The organism is Cobetia crustatorum (assembly GCF_000591415.1).
Taxonomy (GTDB): Bacteria; Pseudomonadota; Gammaproteobacteria; order Pseudomonadales; family Halomonadaceae; genus Cobetia; species Cobetia crustatorum.
Window position 1 is genome coordinate 1 of sequence record NZ_JEMF01000039.1, and the last position, 22806, is coordinate 22806.

Below are 22806 nucleotides of genomic sequence, written 5' to 3' on the forward strand. Positions count from 1 at the left end.
TTTTTGTGGGACAAGGTCAGTCAACCAAGGTGGCTGGCTAACCTCGGGGACAGATAGCGCCAAAAGGAGGCGTTACTTCTTCATACCTCTATTCGCTGCCTGCTCCAGCAGCTCTTCCGCCTCACTGCCTGCTCCCTCCTCTCGCATCTTTGCTACATCGGCATATAAGCAAACATAAGTACCACAGGACACACAGAAGACCTTGTCATCCGGATTGTGTACCTGCGAGACCCTTACACGCTGGCTGCCACAGCTGGGGCAAGGCTTGGGAATACGTAGTTCCTCGGAAATATCTGGCATGAAACGTTCTCCTGTACAGTGCCTGGACTACTCTGACAACACGACGACCATCGGCCTATCGCCAGTCATTGATCACCTGTCATTCATTGAACATCATGACGTCTGCCAAAGACATGGGGGCAGCCCATTGGCTTGCAACCCTTCAGCTCCTATCCCGTGACTTTACTCATAAGTTATGAGCGACATGGCTCACCCATCTCCATGACGCAAAGACCCCGGCACGTGTGCCGGGGTCTTTCAGAATGTTCCATCATTCCAGGGGAAGTACACCATCAGGCAGCACTGATACTTTCAGTAGATGAGTCGCTCGTCTGGTTCATGCATGGGCTGTTCATACTGGGCACACGTGTGGCTGGGCAATCCACCGCACGACGCTGTGCATGAGACCTGGCACCATCACGCGTGAGGCGAAACTCTTCCTGAAGCGCCATCTCACGTGCGGCGAGCCGAAAATCTCCCATCGAGCATAATGCATGCCCATTCGGACACTTCAAGATGTGCTCCTCGGGAAGATCACGAGCCGGCCAATCCAATGCTTCATTGCATTCCGGGCACTGGGGACCACTACGGGTCGGAACTGAAGGGGAAAACATGCGCGAACTCCTTTTCGGCGCAAGATATAACGATGTCATGACCAGATTCTCGACGCAGAAAACATGAAGGCATGGATCAGGTTGCGTGCGCATAATGGAGACACAAGGCCACAGACTCCATTGCACTTTATGTTAGATATTGCAGGTAATTGATAAATCGCCATATAAACACCTAATTACCGAAGCTCAAGACAGGCATGATATTGACAGCGCAATCTTACAATTAGATAACACTCCACCTAATGACAAGGATCAAACGGCAGCCAGATATCTCGCCGGAATTTCTGCTTTCCAGCACCACACCATGCGATAAGCCAAAAAAATCCCGACCACAAGGGACGGGAAAACACTCTCAGGCAGAGTGGGACCATAAACGGGAGCCAGTGCTCACCGCGGGTCAACCAGGACGCTGAACAGTCGTCAGCGGTATCACGAAGTTCTATCTGGGCCTTGGCATCTACCATCGTCAGTGCTCGCCTGAGCACCGAGCATCATGTTCTTCCTGCATAGCTCTATTTAGCATCCAGCTGCTTCATCACCTTGTCCGCCATCAGCGCAGGATCAATCATGGCACGTTTGCGAGCATTGGCCTCAAGGCGATCACGCAGCATGAACCACACGCCAAGAAACTCGCCACATTCCGCGCAACTTACGGTGTCGTCATCAGCGGGGCTATCGTCGAGGTGAACTCGGTTACTGCCACAGCGCGAACACTCCATGGGAACCTTGCGTAGTGTATTCATCTCGATGCCCTCCGTTGGATCCTTGATGAAACCCTTGATGACCATTACTGCTAAAGGCTTGTGCATCCCTGCCAGTGCCCTCACCAAGTGACATGGTGAGGAAAGTGCTTTTACATTGATGATAACGGCACTCCGACATCGACAAAGTTAGACACTTTCCCACTCATGTACAAGTTTTTGTGCGTTGCAGAACGTAACGACAGCGTCATGGTGCGCCCAATGACTCATCACGACATGCCTGTCGGTCACGCTCAGACCATGCCATGCAAGATCATCATCAGTATCGCTGCTGTTTAATCCTGTGTTTGCGTCGATAGGGATGCTTACCAGGGCGTGCCATCAGCGGCCTCATCACTGCCTTTTCTGCACCACTGCCGTATAACTTTTTTTGCCATCCCTTGAAACTTGTCGGCTACGACGGAATCTTAGTCTGCATGGTCGTGATTCATGGCGACCCACCCACGCCAGACAGAAAAGCGTCCGGCAAGGGAACACCGATTCACAAGTACGCAAGGAGTACGGCATGAGCAAGATGAACCGCAAACAGATACTGGGTGCGATCACCGCGACCACGCTGCTGTCCACTTCCGGCTTGGCCATGGCCAGCCCGCAGGGACTCTACTCCGCAGATGAGCTGATGGATGCAGAGGTCTATCTACAGAATGATGACAGCAAGATCATCGGGGAAGTCGAAGACATTCTGCTGGATGACAACATGCAGGTTGCAGCGCTGGTCGTCGAAAGCGATGAAGCGTTAGGCCTGAATGAGCAACAATACGTGGTACAAGCTGGCAAGTTCACGCTTCAAACAGAGCAGGGTGATAACCCCGAGACTCTGGAATATCGCATCCACGTCAGCATGGATGAGTCACAATTCAAAGAGCAGCCGCAGTACACGACGGACTGGTGGCAGGACACCCGAAAGAGCGCAGCCGCCGCGTGGGACGAGACCAAAAACACGGCCTCCAGCGCATGGCAGGATACTCGCGCAGCAACAGCCAATGCGCTGACTACTGCCGGTAACGCCATCAGTGGCTCAGCCAATGACGCTGAAGACAAGATGACCGACGATGCTCAGTAACCCACTTCATTCTTGAAATGAGCGTTTGCCGCCATACCAAGAAGCAGTGATTATCGAACGCCCGACGCTTCTTGCGCGGGGCGTTTGTCATCGTACAGGTACAAAAAAAGCCGCCGTTGGCGACTTTTCTGGCTTATCGAGGTAAGCCGAAACACTTGGTGGGCCCAGCAGGACTTGAACCTGCGACCAATCGATTATGAGTCGAGTGCTCTAACCAACTGAGCTATGGGCCCGTACAGCGCGAATATGATAGCGAAAGCGAAAGCCTCAGGAAAGCCCGAAAACTCAACAACATAGCCAATTTCTTCATTAGGCCTCTTTTTTACCCTATCTCGATTTATCACTGTCTCTCACGAGACTGTCTGCCTCAGCCATTCCACAGGCCATCTTTCTGTCTCGTCTCTTGCACCACCCTCTACCCCGCCAATCACATGCGCCTTCCTTATCTATCTCGACACACCAAGGCCTTATCCATCCGCTTGATGCGCGAACCCTTGTCTTTCCTGCGTGTCCAATGTCTCAATGCGCACCTATGGGCTTTGCCCTCATCAGCGCTTGGCTATCAGGAGTCATCCATGTCATTTCCCTTTTCTCGTTGGACGTCATACTTCACCAAACGCCTTGCCCGACGTACGGCAGGGTTCTTCAGCATGAACGGTAATAGACATAGCAAGCTTAGCGCCCCCTTCAAGGCGGCCGCACTGGTCTTTGCCATGAGCAGTATCGGCATCAGCCTGCCAAGTCAGGCCGCCTGGCAACTAGTCCCTGCCACCAGCGGCGCCACCGCCACGCTGACTGAACAAGGCGCGCAAGGGAATGTGGAGCACATTCATCATCTGCGAGGCCTTAGTGGCACCGTGGGTGATGACGGAAAATTGACTATTCCGCTCAGTGTCAGCCAGACAGATCTGCTCGATAAGGTCGGTGAACTACCGCCGTGGCTATCGGGCGTCAGTCAAATGCGTCTAGCGACGCTTACCTTGAACCTCGACCCTGTGGCACTGGCTGCTCTTGAGACGGGTGAGTCGAACCGCATGCAAGTGCCTTTCACCGCCACCGATGGCAATCGCACCCATCGCGATACTCTACCGCTCGATGTGACGCGAATGGATGCGACTCACTTGAGCTTCGAGAATGCCGAGCCGCTGGCACTGGACAGTTCGGCGGTCGGCAAGAACCAGATTGGCAGCACTCTACTTGGGCTACTGGGCTACGGCACCTTGGTCGGTGATATCCCCGTCACTCTGCAGGGTGAAATGATTGATCAGTAAGCCTTGCTGTTGAAACACCTCTGATGGATATGCTGATAACGCACATTCATCACGCATCGAAAAGCCGCCCACAGGGCGGCTTTTTTCATAAAAACAAAAATAATTCTCATTCATGGTTCAGAAAGCGGCTGATCGTTCGTCTACCCACAGGAGCGAAGACCAAACAAGAAGCATTCGCATAAACGTCATTCACGATGGAACATCACACCTCATGACAAATTCCGCTGCGCGATATCCACATCGGTCTCCCTTGCTCTCTCTGCCTCGGCACCCGCTGACACTAGCGATTGCGCTGAGCCTACCTCTGGCAGGACAGGCCGTGGCAGCCGACCACCGAGATGCTCAGGATGAGCAGCTGGATACCATGACGGTCACCACCACGGCGGCGACCAAGACGGATACCAGCTATCTGGAAACGCCGCAGGCCGTCTCCACCATCACACGTGAAGACATGGACAAGCGCGCCGCCGAGACGGTGCAGCGTGCCGCTGACTATACGCCGGGCGTGTTCACCAATCAGATCGGTGCTTCCAACCGCTATGACTATCTGGTCCTGCGCGGCTTCTCCGATGGCAGTGTCAGCAACACCTTCCTGGATGGTCTGAAGCTGATGGGTGACTCGGGCTCCTACAGCTCGATGACCATCGACCCCTACTTCCTCGACAGCATCGAAGTCGTCAAGGGACCGTCCTCCGTCCTCTACGGCCGCTCCTCCCCGGGGGGGCTGGTCGCGATGCAGTCCAAGCGCCCCGAGTTCCAGGACTCCGGCCAGGTACGCTTCACCGTCGGTGACGACAACGAGCGCAGCGCCGCCTTTGACCTCACCGGCCCGCTGGATGACGAGAAGCGCATCGCCTATCGCCTGACCGGCCTTGCCAGCGCCGAAGACACCCAGGTCGACTCCGTCAGCGAAGAGCGTTATGCCTTCTCGCCGCAGATCACCATGGATGTCACCGACGACACCACCGTCACCCTGATGGGCTACTTCCAGAAGGACCCGGAAGGCGGCTACCACTCAGGCCTCCCCTACGAAGGCACGGTGGTGAGCCACGACGGCATCAAGCTCGGCAACGACTTCTACGAAGGCGACGAGGACTACGAGGAATTCGATCGCACCGAACGCATGCTCGGATATGACTTCGAGCACCGCTTCAATGACGATGTCACCGCGCGCCAGAAATTCCGCTACCTGAGATCCGACGTGGATCTCGAGCAGGTCTACGCCTACGGCTGGGCCTCGGATACCGAGCTGACCCGCTACTACTCCGGTGGCGAGGAAAGCCTGCGTGCCTGGACAGTCGACAACCAGCTGGAGTCCCGCTTCTCCACCGGCGACATCGATCACACCCTGCTGTTCGGTGCCGATTATCAGACCCGTACCAACGACGTGGACTGGGAATACGGGACCGCCAGCTCGCTGGATGTCACTAGCAGCAGTGATGCCGATGTCTCCATCTATGCCACCGAGAACCAGAAGCGTGAACTGGATCAGACCGGTGTCTACCTGCAGGATCAGCTCAGCTGGGGCCGCTGGAACCTGGCCGCCGGTCTGCGTCAGGACTGGGTCAACATCAAGAATACCGATCGCGACTACAACACCACCAGTGAGCTGAACGACAACGAGATGAGTGGCCGTATCGGCTTGATCTACGGCTTCGACAACGGCATCTCGCCCTACATCAGCTACTCCACCTCCTTCTCGCCGAACTCCTACGCCGACGAAGACGGTGACCTGCTCGACCCGACCACCGGCAAGCAGGTGGAAGTCGGCATGAAGTACCAGCCCAACGGCACGCGCGATCAGTACAGCGTCTCGCTGTTCCGCATCAACCAGGAGAATGTGGCCTCCAAGGACCCGGAAGACGACTACTACACGTCCTACGGTGAAATCGAGTCCCAGGGTCTCGAACTGGAAGCCCGCACCCAGCTGACCCGCAACTTCGCGCTGCAGGCCGGTTACAGCTACACCGACGTGACCTACGCCAAGGCCGAAGATGGCACCGAAGGCAACGATGCCAACCAGGTACCGAAGCATCAGGTCAGCGTCTGGGGTGACTACGCCTTCAACGAAGGCCCACTGACCGGCCTGAATGCGGGTCTCGGCGTTCGCTACTACGCCGACATGTGGGCGGATTCCGAAAATACCGAAAAGGTACCGGACTACGCGCTGGTCGATGCCGTGCTCGGCTATGACCTGAGTCAGGTCGGCTGGACCGGCACCAGCGTACAACTCAATGTCAGTAATCTACTCGACAAGGAATATATCGCTTCCTGCTACAACACCGACTTCTGCTACTACGGTGCCGAGCGCAGCGTGACCGCGACCCTGACCTATGATTTCTGATTCCGACACGTCCGCAGTCCGTCGATTCTGAATCGACCCGCACGACCCGCCGGCGGCAAGGATGTCGCCGGCACCATCGCCCTGAATCACTCATCGTCTGATACCTCTGGCGTGTACCGCACATGACACCGAGATTGCCCGACACAGGGCGCTCGGTGACGACTCACTCTCTGCCGATGCCCACGGCAGGCGTGACTGACCGCGCCAACCGCTTTATCAACTGCTTTATCAACAACAATGACCGCATCACGCGGCACTTGATGAATGTCCTGACTGGTCCTCGCACCTGTGCCACCTGCCCTGGCTGGCTGCGAGTCTCTTCCAAGTCTTTATCTGCGAACATTCGCATAAGGTTATGTAATGCACAGCCTTCATGATTCCGCCGCCACCTATGGCGCGGCTGCAGGATCCCCCGCGTCTGGCCCCCAGGCCGCTGCCGCCGCGAGCTCCCTGTCCCGCTCACCCAGCGCCGCCCTGTTCTCACCTGCCAACATGGATGCTTGGCAGGCCGGCATGCAACGCATCAGCAGTCTGGTCGCCGAACAGCTCGAGAACGTTCAGCAACCCTTCAGCGGCATCACCCCGGAAGCCCTGCGCCCGGCCTTTGCCGAGCTGGATCTCGAGACGCCCCTCGAGAATCTGGAAGCGGGCCTGGAGGAGCTCCAGTCGCTCTACCTGAAGGATGCCGTCTATTTCCATCACCCACGCTATATCGCGCATCTCAACTGCCCGGTCGTGCTGCCGGGTGTCTGGGCGGAAAGCCTGCTCGGCGCGATCAATTCCTCCCTCGATACCTGGGATCAGAGCGCCGGCGGCACCCTGATCGAGCAGCGTCTGATCGACTGGACCACCGAACGTCTGGGCCTGGGTCCGACCGCCGACGGCATCTTCACCAGCGGCGGCACCCAATCCAACCTGATGGCGCTGCTGCTGGCGCGTGACGCGGTCTGCGAGAAGCTGCCCAACCACCCCGGCAACCAGACCCACGGCCTGCCGCCGGAAGCCGGGCGCCTGCGCGTCTTCGCCTCCGGCATCAGCCATTTCAGCCTGCAGAAGGCCTGTGCCCTGCTCGGCCTCGGCCACAACGCCGTCGTGCCGGTCGCCGTGGATGAGCGTCGCCGCATGGACCCGATAGCCCTGCGTGAGGCACTGGACAAGGCGCGCGCGGAAGGCCTGATTCCGATGGCCGTGGTCGGGACCGCCGGTACCACCGACTTCGGCAGCATCGACCCGCTGCAGGCCATCGGCCGTGAATGTCATGCACGTGGCATCTGGTTCCACGTCGATGGCGCCTACGGCGGCGGTCTGATCACCTCGCGTCGCCACGGTCACTGGCTCAAGGGCGTCGAGATGGCGGACTCCGTCACCATCGATTACCACAAGACCTTCTTCCAGCCGGTCAGCTGCAGTGCCTGTGTGGTGCGTGATCGCACCCAGCTGCGCCATGTCACCTACCACGCCGACTACCTCAACCCGGAGCTTCAGGCCCGCGAAGGCACGCCGGATCAGGTCAACAAGAGCCTGCAGACCACGCGCCGCTTCGATGCGCTCAAGCTGTGGCTGACACTGCGCCTGATGGGCGCCGATGCCCTCGGCGACATGCTCGATTGCGTGATCGACCTCACTCGCGAGGGCCATCAGCTGCTCGCGGCGGCACCGGACATCGATGTCGTTCAGGCCCCGGAGCTCAGCACCCTGGTGTTCCGCTTCCATGACGCCAACGAAGACACCCTCAGCGATGCACAGTGGGACGCCCTGAATCGCGAGATCCGCAAGCGCCTGTCGCGCAGCGGGGAAGCCATCGTCGCCGCCACCAAGGTCTCCGGCCGTCAGTATCTGAAGTTCACGCTGCTCAACCCGGACACCACCCGCGACGACATCGCCGCGGTAGTCGAGCTGATCCGCCAGCATGGTCAGGCGCTGGTCAAGGAGCATCATCTCGCCATCAGCACCACGGCCCAGGCAAGCCACGCCGCAGCACTGGCCGATGCCCCCGCCGCCAGCCGTCGCAGCCACACCACAGAAGCAAAGGAAAGCCGTCATGCATGACACCTCGACTCCTCACGTCACCGACACAGCTGAAACGCGCAATGAGGTGCTCGACTTCGTCGCCATCGGCATCGGCCCCTTCAACCTGAGCCTCGCCTGTCTGAGCGAGCCGCTGGAGGACGTGAACGGTGTCTTCCTGGAGCGCAAGGCCGAATTCGACTGGCACCCGGGCATGCTGCTGGAAGACGCCAGCATGCAGACGCCCTTCATGGCGGACATGGTCTCGCTGGCCGACCCGACCAGCCACTTCAGCTTCCTCAATTACCTGAAGCTGCATGACAAGCTCTACAACTTCTACATCCGCGAAGACTTCTTCCTGCTGCGCCGCGAGTACAACCAGTACTGCCAGTGGGCGGCGCGCGAGCTGACCAGCCTGCGCTTCGATCACGACGTCCAGGACATCCAGCATGTCGGCGACATCTACGTGGTACGCGGCATTCGCCCCAGCACCCAGGAAGCCTTCGTCTATCGTGCTCGCAAGCTGGTGCTGGGCACCGGCACCCAGCCGTATCTGCCCGGCGCTGCCGATGCGGTACACAGCGAGGTGCCGGTGGCGGGCAGTCGCGTGTGCCACAACGCCCACTACCTGGCGCGCAAGGACGAACTGACGTCCCAGCCGGCCATCACCATCCTCGGCTCCGGTCAGAGCGCCGCCGAGATCTATCTCGACCTGCTGCGCGAGATCGACCAGCACGCCTACCAGCTCAACTGGATCACGCGCTCGCCGCGCTTCTTCCCGCTGGAATACGGCAAGCTGACGCTGGAGATGACGTCACCGGATTACATCGACTACTTCCATGCCCTGCCGCGCGAACAGCGCAACACCCTGCTGGCGACCCAGAAGGGCCTCTACAAGGGTATCAATCTCGAGCTGATCGACGAGATCTACAACACCCTCTACGCCAAGCAGCTGCAGCGTGGTGCCCACCACCCTGATGACCAACACCGAGCTGACCTCGCTGACTCGCGAGAGCGCCGATGGCGACTTCAGCCTGGGGCTCTATCAGCGCGAACAGCAGCAAGCCTGGCGTCATGACACCAGCGCCGTGGTACTGGCCACCGGCTACCACTACGTCGCCCCGCCCTTCTTGAAGAGCATCGAATCACGCATCCGTCGTGACGCCGAAGGCCGCTACGCCGTCGGGCGCTTCTACGCCGTCGACGCGCAGAGCACCGCAGACGCCGAAGGCAATGAAGGTGACCAGTCGCCCTTTGCCGGCGAGATCTTCGTCCAGAACGCCGAGCTGCATACCCACTCGCTGGCCGCCCCGGACCTGGGCATGGCCTGCTATCGCAACAGCTGCATCCTGCGCGCCATCACCGGTCGTGAGGTGTATGCCATCGAACGTCGCATCGCCTTCCAGAGTTTCGGCGCACCCGGCAGCGGCAATGGCTTTACGCCGCTTTCAGCGTCACATCTGCCCTATGGCGAGACGGACCTCCAAACCGCCACCTCCGTTCCTGATTCTTCTGACACATCCGCTTCCACTGCCTCCATCACTGCTGGAAGCACCGCCGCACCGCAGCACCGGGAGACCACCGCATGAACATGCCTGTTGATATCACCACGACTCGTGGCACGACTTCCCATAGCGCGGCAGAACCGGCTCAGCAGATTTTCGGCGCGCATGCGTCGGTCACGCCTCCCCATATTGATCTGCTGATGCCTGCCGCGACGACCTGCTTTTCACGCCGCTCGGTGGAGCTCGAACAGGCCCAGGCGCGCCTGCGCAAGCCGCAGGATGACAGCACGCCGGAGCGAGCGGAATTCGCGCTGCGCCCACTGAATCTCGCCGACGACATGGCGCTGGTGGATGAATGGACCAGCGGCGCACGTGCCAGCTTCTGGGGCATGAGTGATGACCTGCTGACCACCAAGCATGACTTCTATCAAGATCTTGAGAACAGCGCCCACGCACAGGGCTGGATGGGCTATTACAACGATCAACCGGCATTTCTGATCGAGCTGTATGATCCAGCACATGACCCGCTCGGCAAGCACTATGACGTGCAACCCGGTGACTTCGGCATGCACTTCCTCGTCGCACCGCGTAACGATGACCAACCCGCCATCAGTGGCTTTTCACGTGCAGTGATCGAATCGATCATGGCGATGGTCTTCGCGGGCCAGTTCCGCGACGAGCACGCCGCGGATACCGGTGAGGCAGTCCGCCCGGTCACTCGCGTGGCGGTCGAACCCGACAGCCGCAATACCGCCATTCATCCGCTGAATGCCGCAGTCGGCTTTGTCGATCACGGCCCGCTGGATCTCGATGGCAAGCCGGCACGTCTGTGCTTCTGCACCGCAGAAGATTTCCGCGCGGCACTGGCTAGCCGTAGCCCGCGACTGGACGTCACTCTGGCGGCACGCCCCTCTGCCGCCAGTAGCCACCTGGCTAGCGACGACTGGCAGCATGCCAATCGCCTGCTCGTGCGCAAGGCGCTGGCCGAATTCAGCCACGAGCGGCTGATTCATCCGCAGTGTGCCGATGATGGCAGTTCTCGCAACGCTTCACGCACTACCGACGGCTGGCATCACTTCCGCCTGCCGATCGCCGTGGAGCAAGGAAAGACTCCCGTCAGCCGTCGCGCCGTGGAATATCGCTTCGTGGCACGTCGCTTTCAGCTCGATCATTGGCTGATCGATGCCGCCTCGATCCAACGTCTGGATGCTGAAGGCGAATCATTGCCACTGGATGCCCGTGAACTGATTCTGGAGCTCAACGAGGTGCTGGAGATTCCGCCGCGTCTGCTGCCGGTCTATCTCGAAGAAGTCAGTGCGACGCTGTCCTCCAGCGCCTGGAAGCGTGATCGCGCTCGTCGCGAGAATCAGTCAGCACGTGTGCTGGCCGGTGCCTCCTTCCAGACACTCGAATCCGCAATGAGCGAAGGCCATCCGTGCTTCGTGGCCAACAATGGCCGCATGGGCTTCGATGCGCTCGACTACCGCGCTTACGCGCCGGAAGCCGCCCAACCGCTGTCACTGGTCTGGCTGGCCGTACATCGCGATAACGCGCATTACTCCGCCATCGACGACCTCGACCCGCGTCGCCTTCTGGAAGAAGAGTTGGGTGCAGCAGAGCTAGCGCGTATGGAAGGACTACTAAGCGCTCAGGGACTGGCGGCCGAAGATTACCTGCTGATGCCGGTACATCCGTGGCAGTGGAGCCACAAGCTAGCCATCACCTTCGCCAGTGAGCTCGCCAGCCAGCGCATTGTCTGTCTGGGGCTTGGCGAAGACCGCTATCAGGCTCAGCAATCGATTCGCACGCTCTACAACCGCAACCAGCCGAGCCGCCGCTACGTGAAGGTCGCGCTGTCGATTCTCAACATGGGCTTCATGCGTGGCCTGTCGCCGTATTACATGCGCGCTACGCCGGTCATCAATCAGTGGTTACAGGGGCTGGTCGATGCTGACCCGGCCTTTGAACGCTGGGGCTTCCGTCTGATGCGTGAAGTCGCCGCCATCGGCTATCGGGATGATGTACTGGAAGATGCTGATCCTGCCGCCGTGGGCTATCGCAAGATGCTGGCCAGCCTGTGGCGCGAAAGTCCGGAAGACGTCAGGGAAGACGGCGAGCGCCTGATGACCATGGCCGCGCTGCTGCATGTCGACAACGACGAGAAGGCACTGCTGCCAGCACTGATCGAGCGTTCCGGCATCGGTGCCGACGCATGGATAGACGCTTGGCTTACGGCCTACATGACGCCGCTGCTGCACTGCTACTTCACGCATGATCTGGTGTTCATGCCGCATGGTGAGAACCTGATTCTACGCCTGCGCAATGGTGTGCCCTGTGGTGCGCTGATGAAGGATATCGCGGAAGAAGCTGCGCTGTTCGCCACTGACGAGACTCGTGCGCTGGAATTGCCAGCAGGCGTCGAGCGCCTGATCGTCGAGGTGCCGGAAGACATCCGCATCCTGTCGCTGCTCACCGATGTCTTCGACTGCATCTTCCGTTTTGCGGTGCCGCTATTGGTCCGCGAGCAGGTGATGACGGAAGACGCCTTCTGGTCACGCGTGGCAGCCTGCATCCATGACTACCAGGATGCGCACCCGGAGATGGCCGACAAGTTCGCCCGCCACGACATGTTCGCGCCGCGCTTCACGCTGTCATGCCTCAATCGTCTCCAGCTGCGCAACAACCAGCAGATGGTTGATCTCACCGATCCGTCGGGCGCGCTGCAGCTCAAGGGTGAACTGGACAATCCCATCGCGGCTTTCGCTCGCCGCTAGACAGTGACGCGATGCGCTAAATAGTGACGTGCCTGCGGCTGACCGCGATATCTGCCTCGATATCGCGGTCAGCAGAGCACGGCCCTCACCTTCCAACACACCTTTGACCGCCCCTGTCTCGCATGGGGGCGGTCAAAGGTGTGCCTGACATCTACATATTGATAATGATTCGCAACATCAATACTATTATGGCCCCGTCACGATAGTTCTCATTGCGAGTCGTGGATGTTCCCTTCCCCGCCAATTCAAGAATTCTGGCCTCAAGATCGGCCTCAAGAGCGATCTCTCGACCAGCTGTTCTCCGAGCATCGCCAGGAGCTGATCGGCTTTCTGACGCGCCAACTGGCGTCGCGTGAATTGGCGGAAGACCTCTGTCAGGACATCTACTTGCGTCTGCGCGCCACGCGTGACTGGCCAGCAAGCCCACGTGCGTGGCTATACCGTATTGCGCGCAATCTGATCATCGATCATCACCGACGCCAGTCGCGTGCGCCCGTCTTCGAGGAGCTTGATATCGAAGGAGAACCCGTGGCGGCAGCACATCTTGACCCAGAGGACTGTCTCGAACACCGCCAGCAGCTGCAAGTCATCAACGGGGCGCTGGCCGAGTTGCCTGTGCATGTTCGGCAGGCACTGACCTGGTACCGGATAGACGGCATGACCCAGCGCGAGATCAGCGAGCGCCTGTCAGTGTCAGAGCGCATGGCCGGCCGCTATGTACAGCAAGCACAGCAACACTGTGCAACACGACTGGCCGCCGCCAGCATCTATCACAGTGAATGGCCGGAGCGTACCTGATGCGCGATACCACCGACTCAGTCACTGGCCAGCTCATGGTATTTACCTTCAAGCACTGCCTCGGATACGGACGACGGACGCCCTAATGTTCACTCTCGATCACCTCCGCTTTGCACTCGGCCAACGCTGCCTGCTGGAGACCCAAGCACTCGACTTCATTCCGGGACAGGTTCACGGGCTGATCGGCCACAATGGCTCCGGCAAGTCGACGCTGCTCAAACTGCTGGCCCGCCAGATGACGCCGACCTCCGGCAGCCTGTCACTGGATGATCGTCCACTGGCGGACTTTGGCAATCGTGAATTTGCCCGTACCGTGGCCTATCTACCACAGCACCTTCCGGCTGCTGACACACTGACAGGTCGTGAGTTGGTCGGCTTCGGGCGCTACCCGTGGCATGGCCTGCTCGGCCGTCCGGGCGCAGAGGATGAAGCCGCCATTGACCGCGCCATTGCGCTGACCCATACCGAAGCCTTCGCTGATCAGCAGGTCGATACCCTGTCTGGCGGCGAGCGCAGCGCGTATGGCTGGCGATGCTGCTGGCGCAGGGCAGTCGCTATCTGCTGTTGGATGAACCGCTCGCCGCACTGGATATCGCGCATCAGATCGAGGTAATGGAATTGGTCTCACATCTGAGCCATACGCTCGGACTGGGCATCGTCATCGTGCTGCACGATATCAATCTGGCGGCCCGCTACTGCGACAGACTGGTGGCCCTGCATGGCGGACGCGTACTGGCAGAGGGGCCACCCAGCGAGATGATGAATCCCACCACGCTCAAGGCCATCTATGGCGTCGAGATGCAGATCATCGCGCCACCGCAAAGTGCCCACCAGATTGCGGTGCCGATATGATGCAGCGTTGGCTTTCACCGCTGAAAGTGTTCCGGCCCTTGATGACAAGCCTGCTCACGAGCCTGGTGGCCTTGAGCCTATTGGGCGTGGCAGGCACCGCTACGGCAGCGGCCACGGAAGCAATGGCGGCGACACCTCTCACTCCGACGCCAGAAGGCTTCGTCGATCGTCCTGTCGTGGTACTGGACTGGACGCTGGCCGAAACGCTCACTGGCCTTGGTGTACGCGCCATCGGCGTCGGTCAGGTAGAGACCTACCGCAGCTGGGTCGATCAACCCGAGCTGCCCACCGGCACACGTGATCTGGGCCTGCGTACCCAGCCGAATCTGGAGCAACTCGCGCGCCTTGCACCCGACGACATCCTGATCAGCCCGATGCTCGCAAGTCTGACTCCACGCCTGTCATCCATCGCGCCCGTCACCAGCATTCCTCTCTACACGCCCGACACCGACACCTGGCAGACGCTGGTGGAGGCGACCCGCCAGCTAGGCAAGATGACCCATCGTGAGTCACAGGCCGAACAGCTGATTCGCGCCAGCGAGACTTACATGGCTGGCGTGAATGCGGCGCTGCATCAGCAGGATGCCCAGAATCAACAGGCTCAGATGCCACTCTTGATGGTGCAATTCATGGATGATCGCCACGTGCGCGTCTTTGGCAACAATAGCCTGTTTCAGGCCGTCACTGAGCGACTGGGCATCGCCAATGCCTGGCAAGGTGATACCAATGCCTGGGGCTTTGCCACCGTCAGCCTCGAGAAGCTGGTGACACTCAAGGGCCGCATGGTCGTGGTCGAACCGCTGCCGCCCGGTGGGCGTGAAGGCTTGGCGCGCAATGGTCTCTGGCAGGCACTGCCCGGCGTACGTGAAAACAGTGGCGCGTCTGCCCCACTATTTTTGCCGCCCGTGTGGAGCTTCGGTGCCCTGCCCTCGGCCAATCGCTTTGCCCATATGCTGGCTGAGCGCCTCCTGACCCGCCCTGATACCGAGATCACTCAAGGACAGACAGATGGCGATCACTGATCACGCGACGAACGGCTCTCCCTCTGATCACACCGCCCTCACTCACGCGAGTGCGCGCCGCCTGACTCCTGGGGTCGCGTGCAGCCTGCTGGGCCTGGCCCTGCTGATACTGGGCAGCCATGCGCTGACCCGCGATGGCTTGAGCCTGTTGCAGGGACTGACTGCACTGTGGTCTGCCCCTCAGTTTGACCAGACCGCCAACCTCTCTCAGGCGAACAGCGCCCTGCTTTCCGCTCAGCTGGTGGCACATGTCAGCTGGTGGCCACGCATGATCTGCGCGCTGTTGGCAGGCGGTGCGCTAGGCATGGCGGGCGTCTTGATGCAGCAGGTGTTGCGTAATCCGCTTGCCGCGCCGACCACACTGGGGGTGGCCAGCGGTGCAAGCCTTGCGATGATGCTGGCGACGCTGTTTGCGCCAGCACTGATGACCGGTACCGGCGTGGCTGAGAACGGAATGACAGACGGCGGCTTCCAGCTGGGCCGTGAATGGGTTGCGCTGATCGGCGGCATGGTCGCGATGGGACTGGTATTCGCACTGGCCTGGGCGCGCGGCATGACGCCGACGATAGTCGTGCTGGCGGGACTGGTCATCAATCTCTATATCGGCGCGCTGGGCATGGTGCTGTTGCTGTTCAATCAGGAAGCACTGCACGGCACCCTGGTATGGGGCGCAGGCTCATTGGCACAGAACAGCTGGGACGGCGTCATTACGCTGGTCACTCGGCTGGTGCCGGGCATGCTGCTCGCACTGCTGCTGATGCGCCCGCTGGCAGTGCTGGATCTCGACGAGGCCAACGCCAGAAGCCTGGGCGTCTCGCTGCGCAAGCTGCGTCTGATGAGCCTGGGGCTGGCGGTGTTCCTGAGCGCCTGCGTGGTCAGCGTGCTGGGCATCATTGGCTTCATAGGTCTGGCCGCCCCGGCCTGTGTGCGCCTGATGGGCGCGCGACGTCTTGGTCAGCGCCTGTTGTGGGCACCGTTGTTTGGGGCACTGCTATTGGCCGTGACCGATCTGGTTGTCGCCAGTCTCGATGGCCTGCTGCCGAACCTGATTCCGACCGGTGCGATGACCGCGGCGCTCGGCGCACCGCTGCTGCTGTGGTTGATTCCGCGATTGAAGATGACGCAGGGGGCAGGGCCAATCAGTGGAGGACTATCGCTTGTCCGACGTCATCCGCAGCCCACCAGACTGCACGCCTTGCTGGCTATCGGGGTGCTACTGGCGTTGTTGCTGGCACTGATCAGTGGCAATACGGCGGAGGGCTGGACACTCGACGGTGCCTGGTTGCACGGGAATGTGTCGATACTCGACTGGCGCCTGCCCCGCGTACTGGCGGCCGCAGGGGCGGGAATATTGCTGGCACTGTCCGGCACGCTACTGCAGCGCCTGACCAACAACCCGATGGCCAGTCCCGAGATTCTCGGCATCAGCGGCGGCACCGCCATCGCACTGATGCTGACGCTGTTACTGGTACCAGGTGCCAGCCAGCTGACGCTGCTGGGCGCGGGCGTCGGCGGCGCGGCATTGTGTCTGATACTGCTGGTGCTGCTCAATCACAGGAGTGGTTTCATCCCAGAGCGCGTACTGCTGTGTGGCGTAGCGATCACCGCGCTTTATGAGGCAGTACGCGGCATCATCCTCGCTGACGGTGATCCGCGCGGGCAACAGATTCTGGCCTGGCTATCTGGCTCTACTTACTACGTGGGGCTATCTGCCGCCGTCACGGTACTGGCACTGGCCATCATCAGCGTACTGATGCTGCGTCCGCTGGCGCGCTGGCTCGACATCCTGCCGCTAGGGGCTGCCAGCGCCAGTGCGCTGGGCATCGGTGTCTTGCGGGCACGCCTGAGCCTGCTGGGTATCGTGGCCTTGCTGACGGCACTCGCGACATTGATCGTCGGCCCACTGTCCTTCGTCGGCCTGTTGGCGCCGCATCTGGCGCGACTACTGGGGCTTAGCCGTGCACGTGATCACATGCTGGGTGCGGTACTCTGCGGCGCACTATTGATGGTGCTGGCCGATTGGCTAGGACGTCAGCTGCTGTTCCCGTATGAAATTCCGGCTGGCTTGATGGCCTCGCTGATCGGCGGGAGTTACTTCCTGTGGAGTCTGAGAAAGCCCAGCTGATAGCGCTACGCTACGAACAAGCACTCTGACACACGAAAGCCCGCGACCTCAGTGCGCGCTTTCGTGTGTCAGAGTGAACGGTCCAACGGCAAGACGCTCAATTTCCGTCTTTCAGTTACCGCTCTCAATTGCCGAACACCACCGTGCGCCTGTCATGCAGGAAGACACGGCGCTCCAGGTGATAACGCACGCCTCGTGACAGCGTCAGACACTCGATATCACGGCCCTTGGCGATCAGGTCTTCCGGATAATGAGCATGATCTACCGTCTCGACCCCCTGGGTGATGATCGGCCCTTCATCGAGGTCGTCATTGATATAGTGAGCCGTCGCACCGACCAGCTTCACACCCTTGTCGTAGGCCTGATGGTAGGGCCGTGCGCCCTTGAAGCCCGGTAGCAGCGAGTGATGGATGTTGATCGCACGACCCGAGAGCTTCTCACACATGTCGCTGGAGAGTACCTGCATGTAACGCGCCAGAATCACCAGTTCTGCGCCCGTCTCCTGCACCACCTGCCATATCTGCGCTTCTTGCTCAGCCTTGGTATCCGGCGTGATCGGGAAGTGGTGATACGGCAGGCCGTGCCATTCGGCCAGCGGCGCCATATCCGGGTGGTTGGAAACCACCGCCGTGATGTCCATCGGCAGCTGACCGATGCGATGGCGGTAGAGAAGATCATTCAGACAATGATCGGAACGCGACACCATGATGACGACCTTCATGCGCTCATCCGGCGCACTCAGGCTAACGTCCATATCAAAATCAGCAGCGCGCGTGATCAAGTTTTCCTCGAAGGCACTGGCATCAAAATCTTCGCTTAGCGCACCCTGCTCGGTTTGCGGACGAAACTCGGCGCGAATGAAGAAGCGCCCGGAGAGACGATCATCAAAGGAGCTTAGTTCGGTGATATAGCAGCCCTGCTCACGCAGGTAACGCGTCACCACATCGACGGTACCGATGCGACTCGGGCATTGAGCGGTCAGAATCCAGGTATCACGCATGCGCAGGCGCCTGTTGTCATCAGTGTTATTGGAGTGTCGTCAGTTCCAGGCCGTATCACGTTCCAGCGAAATGGTAGCTGAGATAGCAGCTGAAACAACAGCGTTACAGCTGACACGGAAAGTGACAAACCAGTATTCATGAGGCGGGCTTCAGTATTTCTGAAGCCCGCCTCATAGGTTGATCATGCGTGCATCTCACACCCGTGGTGGGCTTGGCATTCAGGCCTTGATACAGACCCCGAATTCTTCGCTGGCATCCAGCAACCAACGGCCGAGGTAATCAGCGAAGCTTCTGCGAATCACCAGCTCGAATTCACTCTCGCCCTCCTTCGCACTGACATGTCGGAGGATCAGAGTCGCCTTGGCGAACACTGCCGGCACACCACGTCCGACCGGGAAGGCACGCGGATGAACATCCGTCGGCGTCGACTTCATCAGCACCTGACGCGCCTGAGCACCGCTCAGCGAAACCACCGTCTGGCCACCACTGACATTGACGACCTGATAGCGGCCGGAAAGCTGCTCATGCAGCGCCTGCTCAAAAGCAAATGCCTCTTCTCCCGGTACAATGATCAGCCACTCATCCGGCGCCAACCACTGGATCGAAACACCGGCATCATTGAGGTTGAGCGTTGACGACGTGAGTGGCAGTGCCAGTCCCAGCGCTACCTCGACAGCCTCGGCGAAGCCTGACTGTGCGGGGTCACCGCGCAGCATCAGGTGGCCAAGAAAGGCCTTCTCTTCCAGTACGACACCCGCATTGGCATCAGCACGGGCTGTGAATAGATGCGCCAGCGGCGAGCGCGCGGTCTGTAAATGAACGTCCAACGCAGGACGCTGATCAATCACTGACGTCTGTGAGCGAGTAGCGGCATCGGCATCAGTGACCGCCTGAGGATCGAGTGTGGTGGCATCAGACATTCTGGCGCGCTCCCTTCTTGTCGTAGAACACAGGTGCGGTAATTTCAGCTTCCAGCGTGCTGCCATCCGCCTGCGGCAGGAACACCGTCTCACCGATACGTGCCGAACCGCCTTTCACCACTGCCAGTGCAAAGCCATGACCCAGCGTCGGGCTGTAATAGCTGGACGTGACATGGCCGACCATCGGCATCGGGATGGCGTGATCAGGATCAAAGACGATCTGCGCGCCTTCCTGCAGCACGATGCGCTCATCACCGGCCTTCTTGCGACGGGGAATGAGGCCAATCATCTGTTTACGATCATCACGACGCGTGTCCGGACGCGTCAGTGCGCGCTTGCCGATCCACGAGTACGGCTTGTTGTAGCCGACACACCACTGCATGCCCAGATCTTCCGGTGTCATCGAACCATCCGTGTCCTGGCCGACGATGATGAAGCCCTTCTCGGCACGCAGCACGTGCATGGTTTCAGTGCCGTAAGGCGTCAAACCGTACTTCTCGCCCTTGGCAAACAGCGTCTCCCACACGTACTGGCCATAGTTGGCCGGCACGTTGAGCTCGTAGGACAGCTCGCCAGTGAAGGAGATACGGAAGATACGGCCCGGAATATCAGCGATCATCCCTTCGCGAACTTCCATGAACTTGAAGTTGTCACGATCGAGATCGATGTCCGTCAGCTCACCAACCAGCGCACGTGCTTCAGGGCCCGTCACGGTCAGAGTCGCCCAGTGATCGGTGACACTGGTCATCTGCACGTCCAGCTCCGGCCATTCGGTCTGGTGCCACAACTCCATCCACTCGAGGATCGCAGCCGCACCACCGGTGGTGGTGGTCATCAGGAAGTGGTCTTCCGCCAGGCAGGTGGTAACCCCATCATCCATCACCATGCCGTCGTCGTGGCACATCAGGCCATAGCGCGCCTTGCCCACCGCTAGCTTGGCCCAGGCATTGGTGTAGATACGATTGAGGAACTCACGGGCATCACGACCCGTGATATCGATCTTGCCCAGGGTCGATGCATCCAGTACACCCACCTTCTCACGCACGGCCAGGCACTCACGCTCAACCGCAGCGTGCATGTCTTCGCTGCCCTGCGGGTAGTACCACGGGCGCTTCCACTGACCGACATCCTCGAATTTCGCGCCCTGTGCCACGTGCCACTCTTGCATGGCGGTGTAGCGCATCGGATCAAACAGCGCACCACAGTGACGGCCGACGATGGCGCCGAAAGTCACTGGCGTGTAGTTGGGACGGAACACGGTAGTGCCGGTATCAGGGATGGTTTGGCCGAGACAACGGGCAGCGACCGCCATGCCATTGACGTTACCCAGCTTGCCCTGATCGGTGCCGAAGCCCATCGCAGTGTAGCGCTTGACGTGCTCGATGGACTCGAAGCCTTCTCGAGTCGCAAGTTCGATACCGGCCGCCGTGACATCGTTCTGCAGGTCAACAAACTGCTTGGGCGCACGTGCGGTCGGCTTGTCATGCGGCACCTGATACAACGGCAACATCGGCGCTTCGACCAATGCTGATACCGCCGGCACTATGGTGTCTGCCACGGGGTACTCACAGGCCTCTACCGCCGCGACACCACTGGCATAGGCCGCCACCAGCACGTCTTCGAGCGAAAAGCTGCCATTGGCTGCACCACAGGCATCAAAGCCCTTGAGCATCGGCGCGCCGAGTGCTGGCAGGAAGCCATGCACTTCGTCGCTCCACACCGGTCGTGCGCCGGTATGCGCCGCCAGGTGAACTACCGGGCTGTAGCCGCCGGAACTGGCAATGGTGTCACAGACCAACTCTTCCACTTCACCAGTGACCTTGAAACCATCGATATCGATGGCAGCCACACGGGCGCCAGTGACGCGACGATCCCCCCGGGCCTCAATCACTGCAGCACCTGTGATGATGCGAATCCCCGCCGCGCGTGCCGCCTCGACCAGAGCACCGCTCGGGGCAGAGCGTGCATCAGCGATGGCGACCACGTCACGACCAGCCGCCTTCCAAGCCAGCGCCGCGCGGTAGGCGTGGTCGTTGTTGACCGACAGCACCAGCTTGTCGCCCGCCGCCACACCGAAACGAGTGAGGTAGGTGGTGACAGCGCCGGCAATCATGTTGCCCGGCACATCGTTGTGGGAATAGACCAACGGCCGCTCATGCGCGCCGGTCGCCATGATGACGCGATGCGCACGTACACGGTGCAGACGCGAACGTGCCTGGCGTGCGCCGCGTGAATTGACGGGTGCGATATCAGCCTGATGCTCGGTACGGCGCTCGTGCAGCGTCACGAAGTTGTGATCGTGATAGCCATTGGCGGTGGTGCGCGGCAGTAGCAGTACGTCGTCACAGGCCGCAAGTTCCGCCAGCACGGCATCACGCCACTCGCTGGCCGGCTGGCCATCGAGTGTCTGATCGAGGCAGTCACCTGACATGGAGAGCAGCGAACCACCCAGCTCTTCCTGCTCATCACACAGGATGACGCGGGCGCCACTACGTGCAGCGACCAGCGCGGCTAACAGGCCAGCAGGGCCAGAGCCGATCACCAGCACATCAGTATGCTGATGCAGGTGATCATAGATATCCGGATCATTCTCGAGCGGTGAACGTCCAAGGCCAGCGGCCTTGCGAATGTACTTCTCGTAGGTCATCCACAATGACGCGGGAGCCATGAAGGTCTTGTAATAAAAGCCTGGCGGCATGAACTTGCCACCCAACTTGCCAACCTGCGGCAGGAAGCGGCTCATCAGATCTTTCTGAGACTTGACCCAGCCACTGACAGCATGCGCTTCAAGCCCGTCATACAGCGCCTGCTGAGTGGCACGCACGTTAGGCACCTGGCCCGACTCCGTGCTACCCAGTTGCAGAATGGCATTGGGCTCTTCAGCACCGGCCGCGACCAGACCACGCGGGCGGGCGTACTTGAAGCTGGCATTGAGCACATCAACACCATTGGCCATCAAGGCCGAGGCGAGGGTATCGCCTGCCAGGCCCTGATAACGCTTGCCATTGAAGGTGAAGTTCAGCGATGTTTCACGATTGATGCGACCACCGGAGGAGGTGCGGCGTGAGGGTGTACGTGTCTCGGTCATGGCCGCGCGTCTCCTGTCTGTTGAGTCGTCGAGCTGGCAGCGGATGCTGCAGCTGACTGTGCTAGCTGCTCAGCGGCGAGTGTCTCGGCCGTAATGCCAGGCTGCTCGCCCATGCGATAGGTCTCGAGAATTTCGTAGGTCACGGTGTGGCGCGTAATGTTGAAATACTTGCGACAGCCCACTGCGTGAATCCATAACTCATGGTGGATACCGCGCGGGTTGTTGCGGAAGAACAGATAATCGCCCCACTCGGCATCGGAACAGGCTTCCGGCTCTATCGGGCGCTCGATATGCGCCTGACCTTTGGCGTGGAATTCCTCTTCCTCGCGCAGCTCGCCGCAGTAGGGACAGAAGATATGCATCATGGTCGGTCGTCTCCTGA

General features: G+C 60.0%; 15 protein-coding genes, 1 tRNA gene and 2 pseudogenes. 10 read left to right on the forward strand and 8 right to left on the reverse strand.

The annotated features are described in order from the left end of the window. Window positions 1-72: 72 nt before the first annotated feature. The 3 genes from BF12_RS0109160 to BF12_RS0109170 form a co-directional block, all read right to left on the reverse strand. Entirely contained in the window at window positions 73-300 is a 228-nt protein-coding gene (locus BF12_RS0109160; RefSeq protein WP_024952013.1) for a hypothetical protein, read from the reverse strand. Window positions 301-572: 272 nt separating this feature from the next. Next, a complete protein-coding gene (locus BF12_RS0109165) occupies window positions 573-893 on the reverse strand; it encodes a hypothetical protein (RefSeq protein ID WP_024952014.1) in 321 nt (106 codons plus the stop codon). Window positions 894-1405: 512 nt separating this feature from the next. Next, window positions 1406-1636 (reverse strand): hypothetical protein, encoded by a 231-nt coding sequence (locus BF12_RS0109170; protein ID WP_141103641.1) that lies wholly within the window; start codon window positions 1634-1636, stop codon window positions 1406-1408. 523 nt (window positions 1637-2159) lie between these two features. Here BF12_RS0109170 and BF12_RS0109180 point away from each other — a divergent pair. Then, window positions 2160-2717 carry a PRC-barrel domain-containing protein gene (locus tag BF12_RS0109180; protein ID WP_024952016.1) on the forward strand — a complete coding sequence of 186 codons (558 nt, stop codon included), beginning with the start codon at window positions 2160-2162 and terminating at the stop codon, window positions 2715-2717. A 156-nt stretch (window positions 2718-2873) separates the two neighbouring features. On the opposite strand, the gene BF12_RS0109185 is transcribed toward BF12_RS0109180, so the two are convergent. Then, window positions 2874-2950 (reverse strand) — tRNA-Ile (locus BF12_RS0109185). Between the two features lie 342 nt (window positions 2951-3292). Here BF12_RS0109185 and BF12_RS0109190 point away from each other — a divergent pair. The 9 genes and pseudogenes from BF12_RS0109190 to fhuB all read left to right on the forward strand — a co-directional run bounded on the left by BF12_RS0109190 (window position 3293) and on the right by fhuB (window position 17415). Continuing rightward, window positions 3293-3988 (forward strand): hypothetical protein, encoded by a 696-nt coding sequence (locus BF12_RS0109190; protein ID WP_024952017.1) that lies wholly within the window; start codon window positions 3293-3295, stop codon window positions 3986-3988. A gap of 211 nt (window positions 3989-4199) precedes the next feature. Next, on the forward strand, window positions 4200-6332 hold the full coding sequence (locus tag BF12_RS0109195) for a TonB-dependent siderophore receptor (protein ID WP_051510888.1): 2133 nt from the start codon (window positions 4200-4202) through the stop codon (window positions 6330-6332). 360 nt (window positions 6333-6692) lie between these two features. Further along, on the forward strand, window positions 6693-8381 hold the full coding sequence (locus BF12_RS0109205) for a pyridoxal phosphate-dependent decarboxylase family protein (RefSeq protein WP_024952020.1): 1689 nt from the start codon (window positions 6693-6695) through the stop codon (window positions 8379-8381). Beyond that, window positions 8374-9928, forward strand: a pseudogene (locus tag BF12_RS19440) (lysine N(6)-hydroxylase/L-ornithine N(5)-oxygenase family protein). Before BF12_RS0109205 ends, BF12_RS19440 begins: the two are co-directional and overlap by 8 nt. Continuing rightward, on the forward strand, window positions 9925-12618 hold the full coding sequence (locus tag BF12_RS0109215; protein WP_024952021.1) for a GNAT family N-acetyltransferase: 2694 nt from the start codon (window positions 9925-9927) through the stop codon (window positions 12616-12618). Before BF12_RS19440 ends, BF12_RS0109215 begins: the two are co-directional and overlap by 4 nt. 225 nt (window positions 12619-12843) lie before the next feature. Further along, window positions 12844-13416 carry an RNA polymerase sigma factor gene (locus BF12_RS0109220; RefSeq protein ID WP_024952022.1) on the forward strand — a complete coding sequence of 191 codons (573 nt, stop codon included), beginning with the start codon at window positions 12844-12846 and terminating at the stop codon, window positions 13414-13416. A gap of 85 nt (window positions 13417-13501) precedes the next feature. Beyond that, window positions 13502-14268 (forward strand): annotated as a pseudogene (locus BF12_RS19445) (ABC transporter ATP-binding protein). After that, a complete protein-coding gene (locus BF12_RS0109230) occupies window positions 14265-15290 on the forward strand; it encodes an iron-siderophore ABC transporter substrate-binding protein (protein WP_024952023.1) in 1026 nt (341 codons plus the stop codon). Before BF12_RS19445 ends, BF12_RS0109230 begins: the two are co-directional and overlap by 4 nt. Then, entirely contained in the window at window positions 15277-17415 is a 2139-nt protein-coding gene (fhuB, locus tag BF12_RS0109235) for a Fe(3+)-hydroxamate ABC transporter permease FhuB (protein ID WP_084488051.1), read from the forward strand. The genes BF12_RS0109230 and fhuB overlap by 14 nt, the downstream gene beginning before the upstream one ends. Window positions 17416-17539: 124 nt before the next feature. Here the strand turns inward: fhuB and purU are convergent, their stop codons facing one another. The 4 genes from purU to BF12_RS0109255 form a co-directional block, all read right to left on the reverse strand. Then, window positions 17540-18415: a formyltetrahydrofolate deformylase gene (purU, locus tag BF12_RS0109240; protein WP_035159734.1), complete on the reverse strand. Its 876-nt coding sequence runs from the start codon at window positions 18413-18415 to the stop codon at window positions 17540-17542. Window positions 18416-18634: 219 nt separating this feature from the next. After that, a complete protein-coding gene (locus BF12_RS0109245; protein ID WP_051510890.1) occupies window positions 18635-19336 on the reverse strand; it encodes a sarcosine oxidase subunit gamma in 702 nt (233 codons plus the stop codon). Next, window positions 19329-22424 (reverse strand): sarcosine oxidase subunit alpha family protein, encoded by a 3096-nt coding sequence (locus BF12_RS0109250; RefSeq protein ID WP_024952027.1) that lies wholly within the window; start codon window positions 22422-22424, stop codon window positions 19329-19331. The genes BF12_RS0109245 and BF12_RS0109250 overlap by 8 nt, the downstream gene beginning before the upstream one ends. Next, complete coding sequence (locus tag BF12_RS0109255) at window positions 22421-22789, reverse strand: sarcosine oxidase subunit delta (protein ID WP_024952028.1); 369 nt, start codon at window positions 22787-22789, stop codon at window positions 22421-22423. The genes BF12_RS0109250 and BF12_RS0109255 overlap by 4 nt, the downstream gene beginning before the upstream one ends. Window positions 22790-22806: the final 17 nt, after the last annotated feature.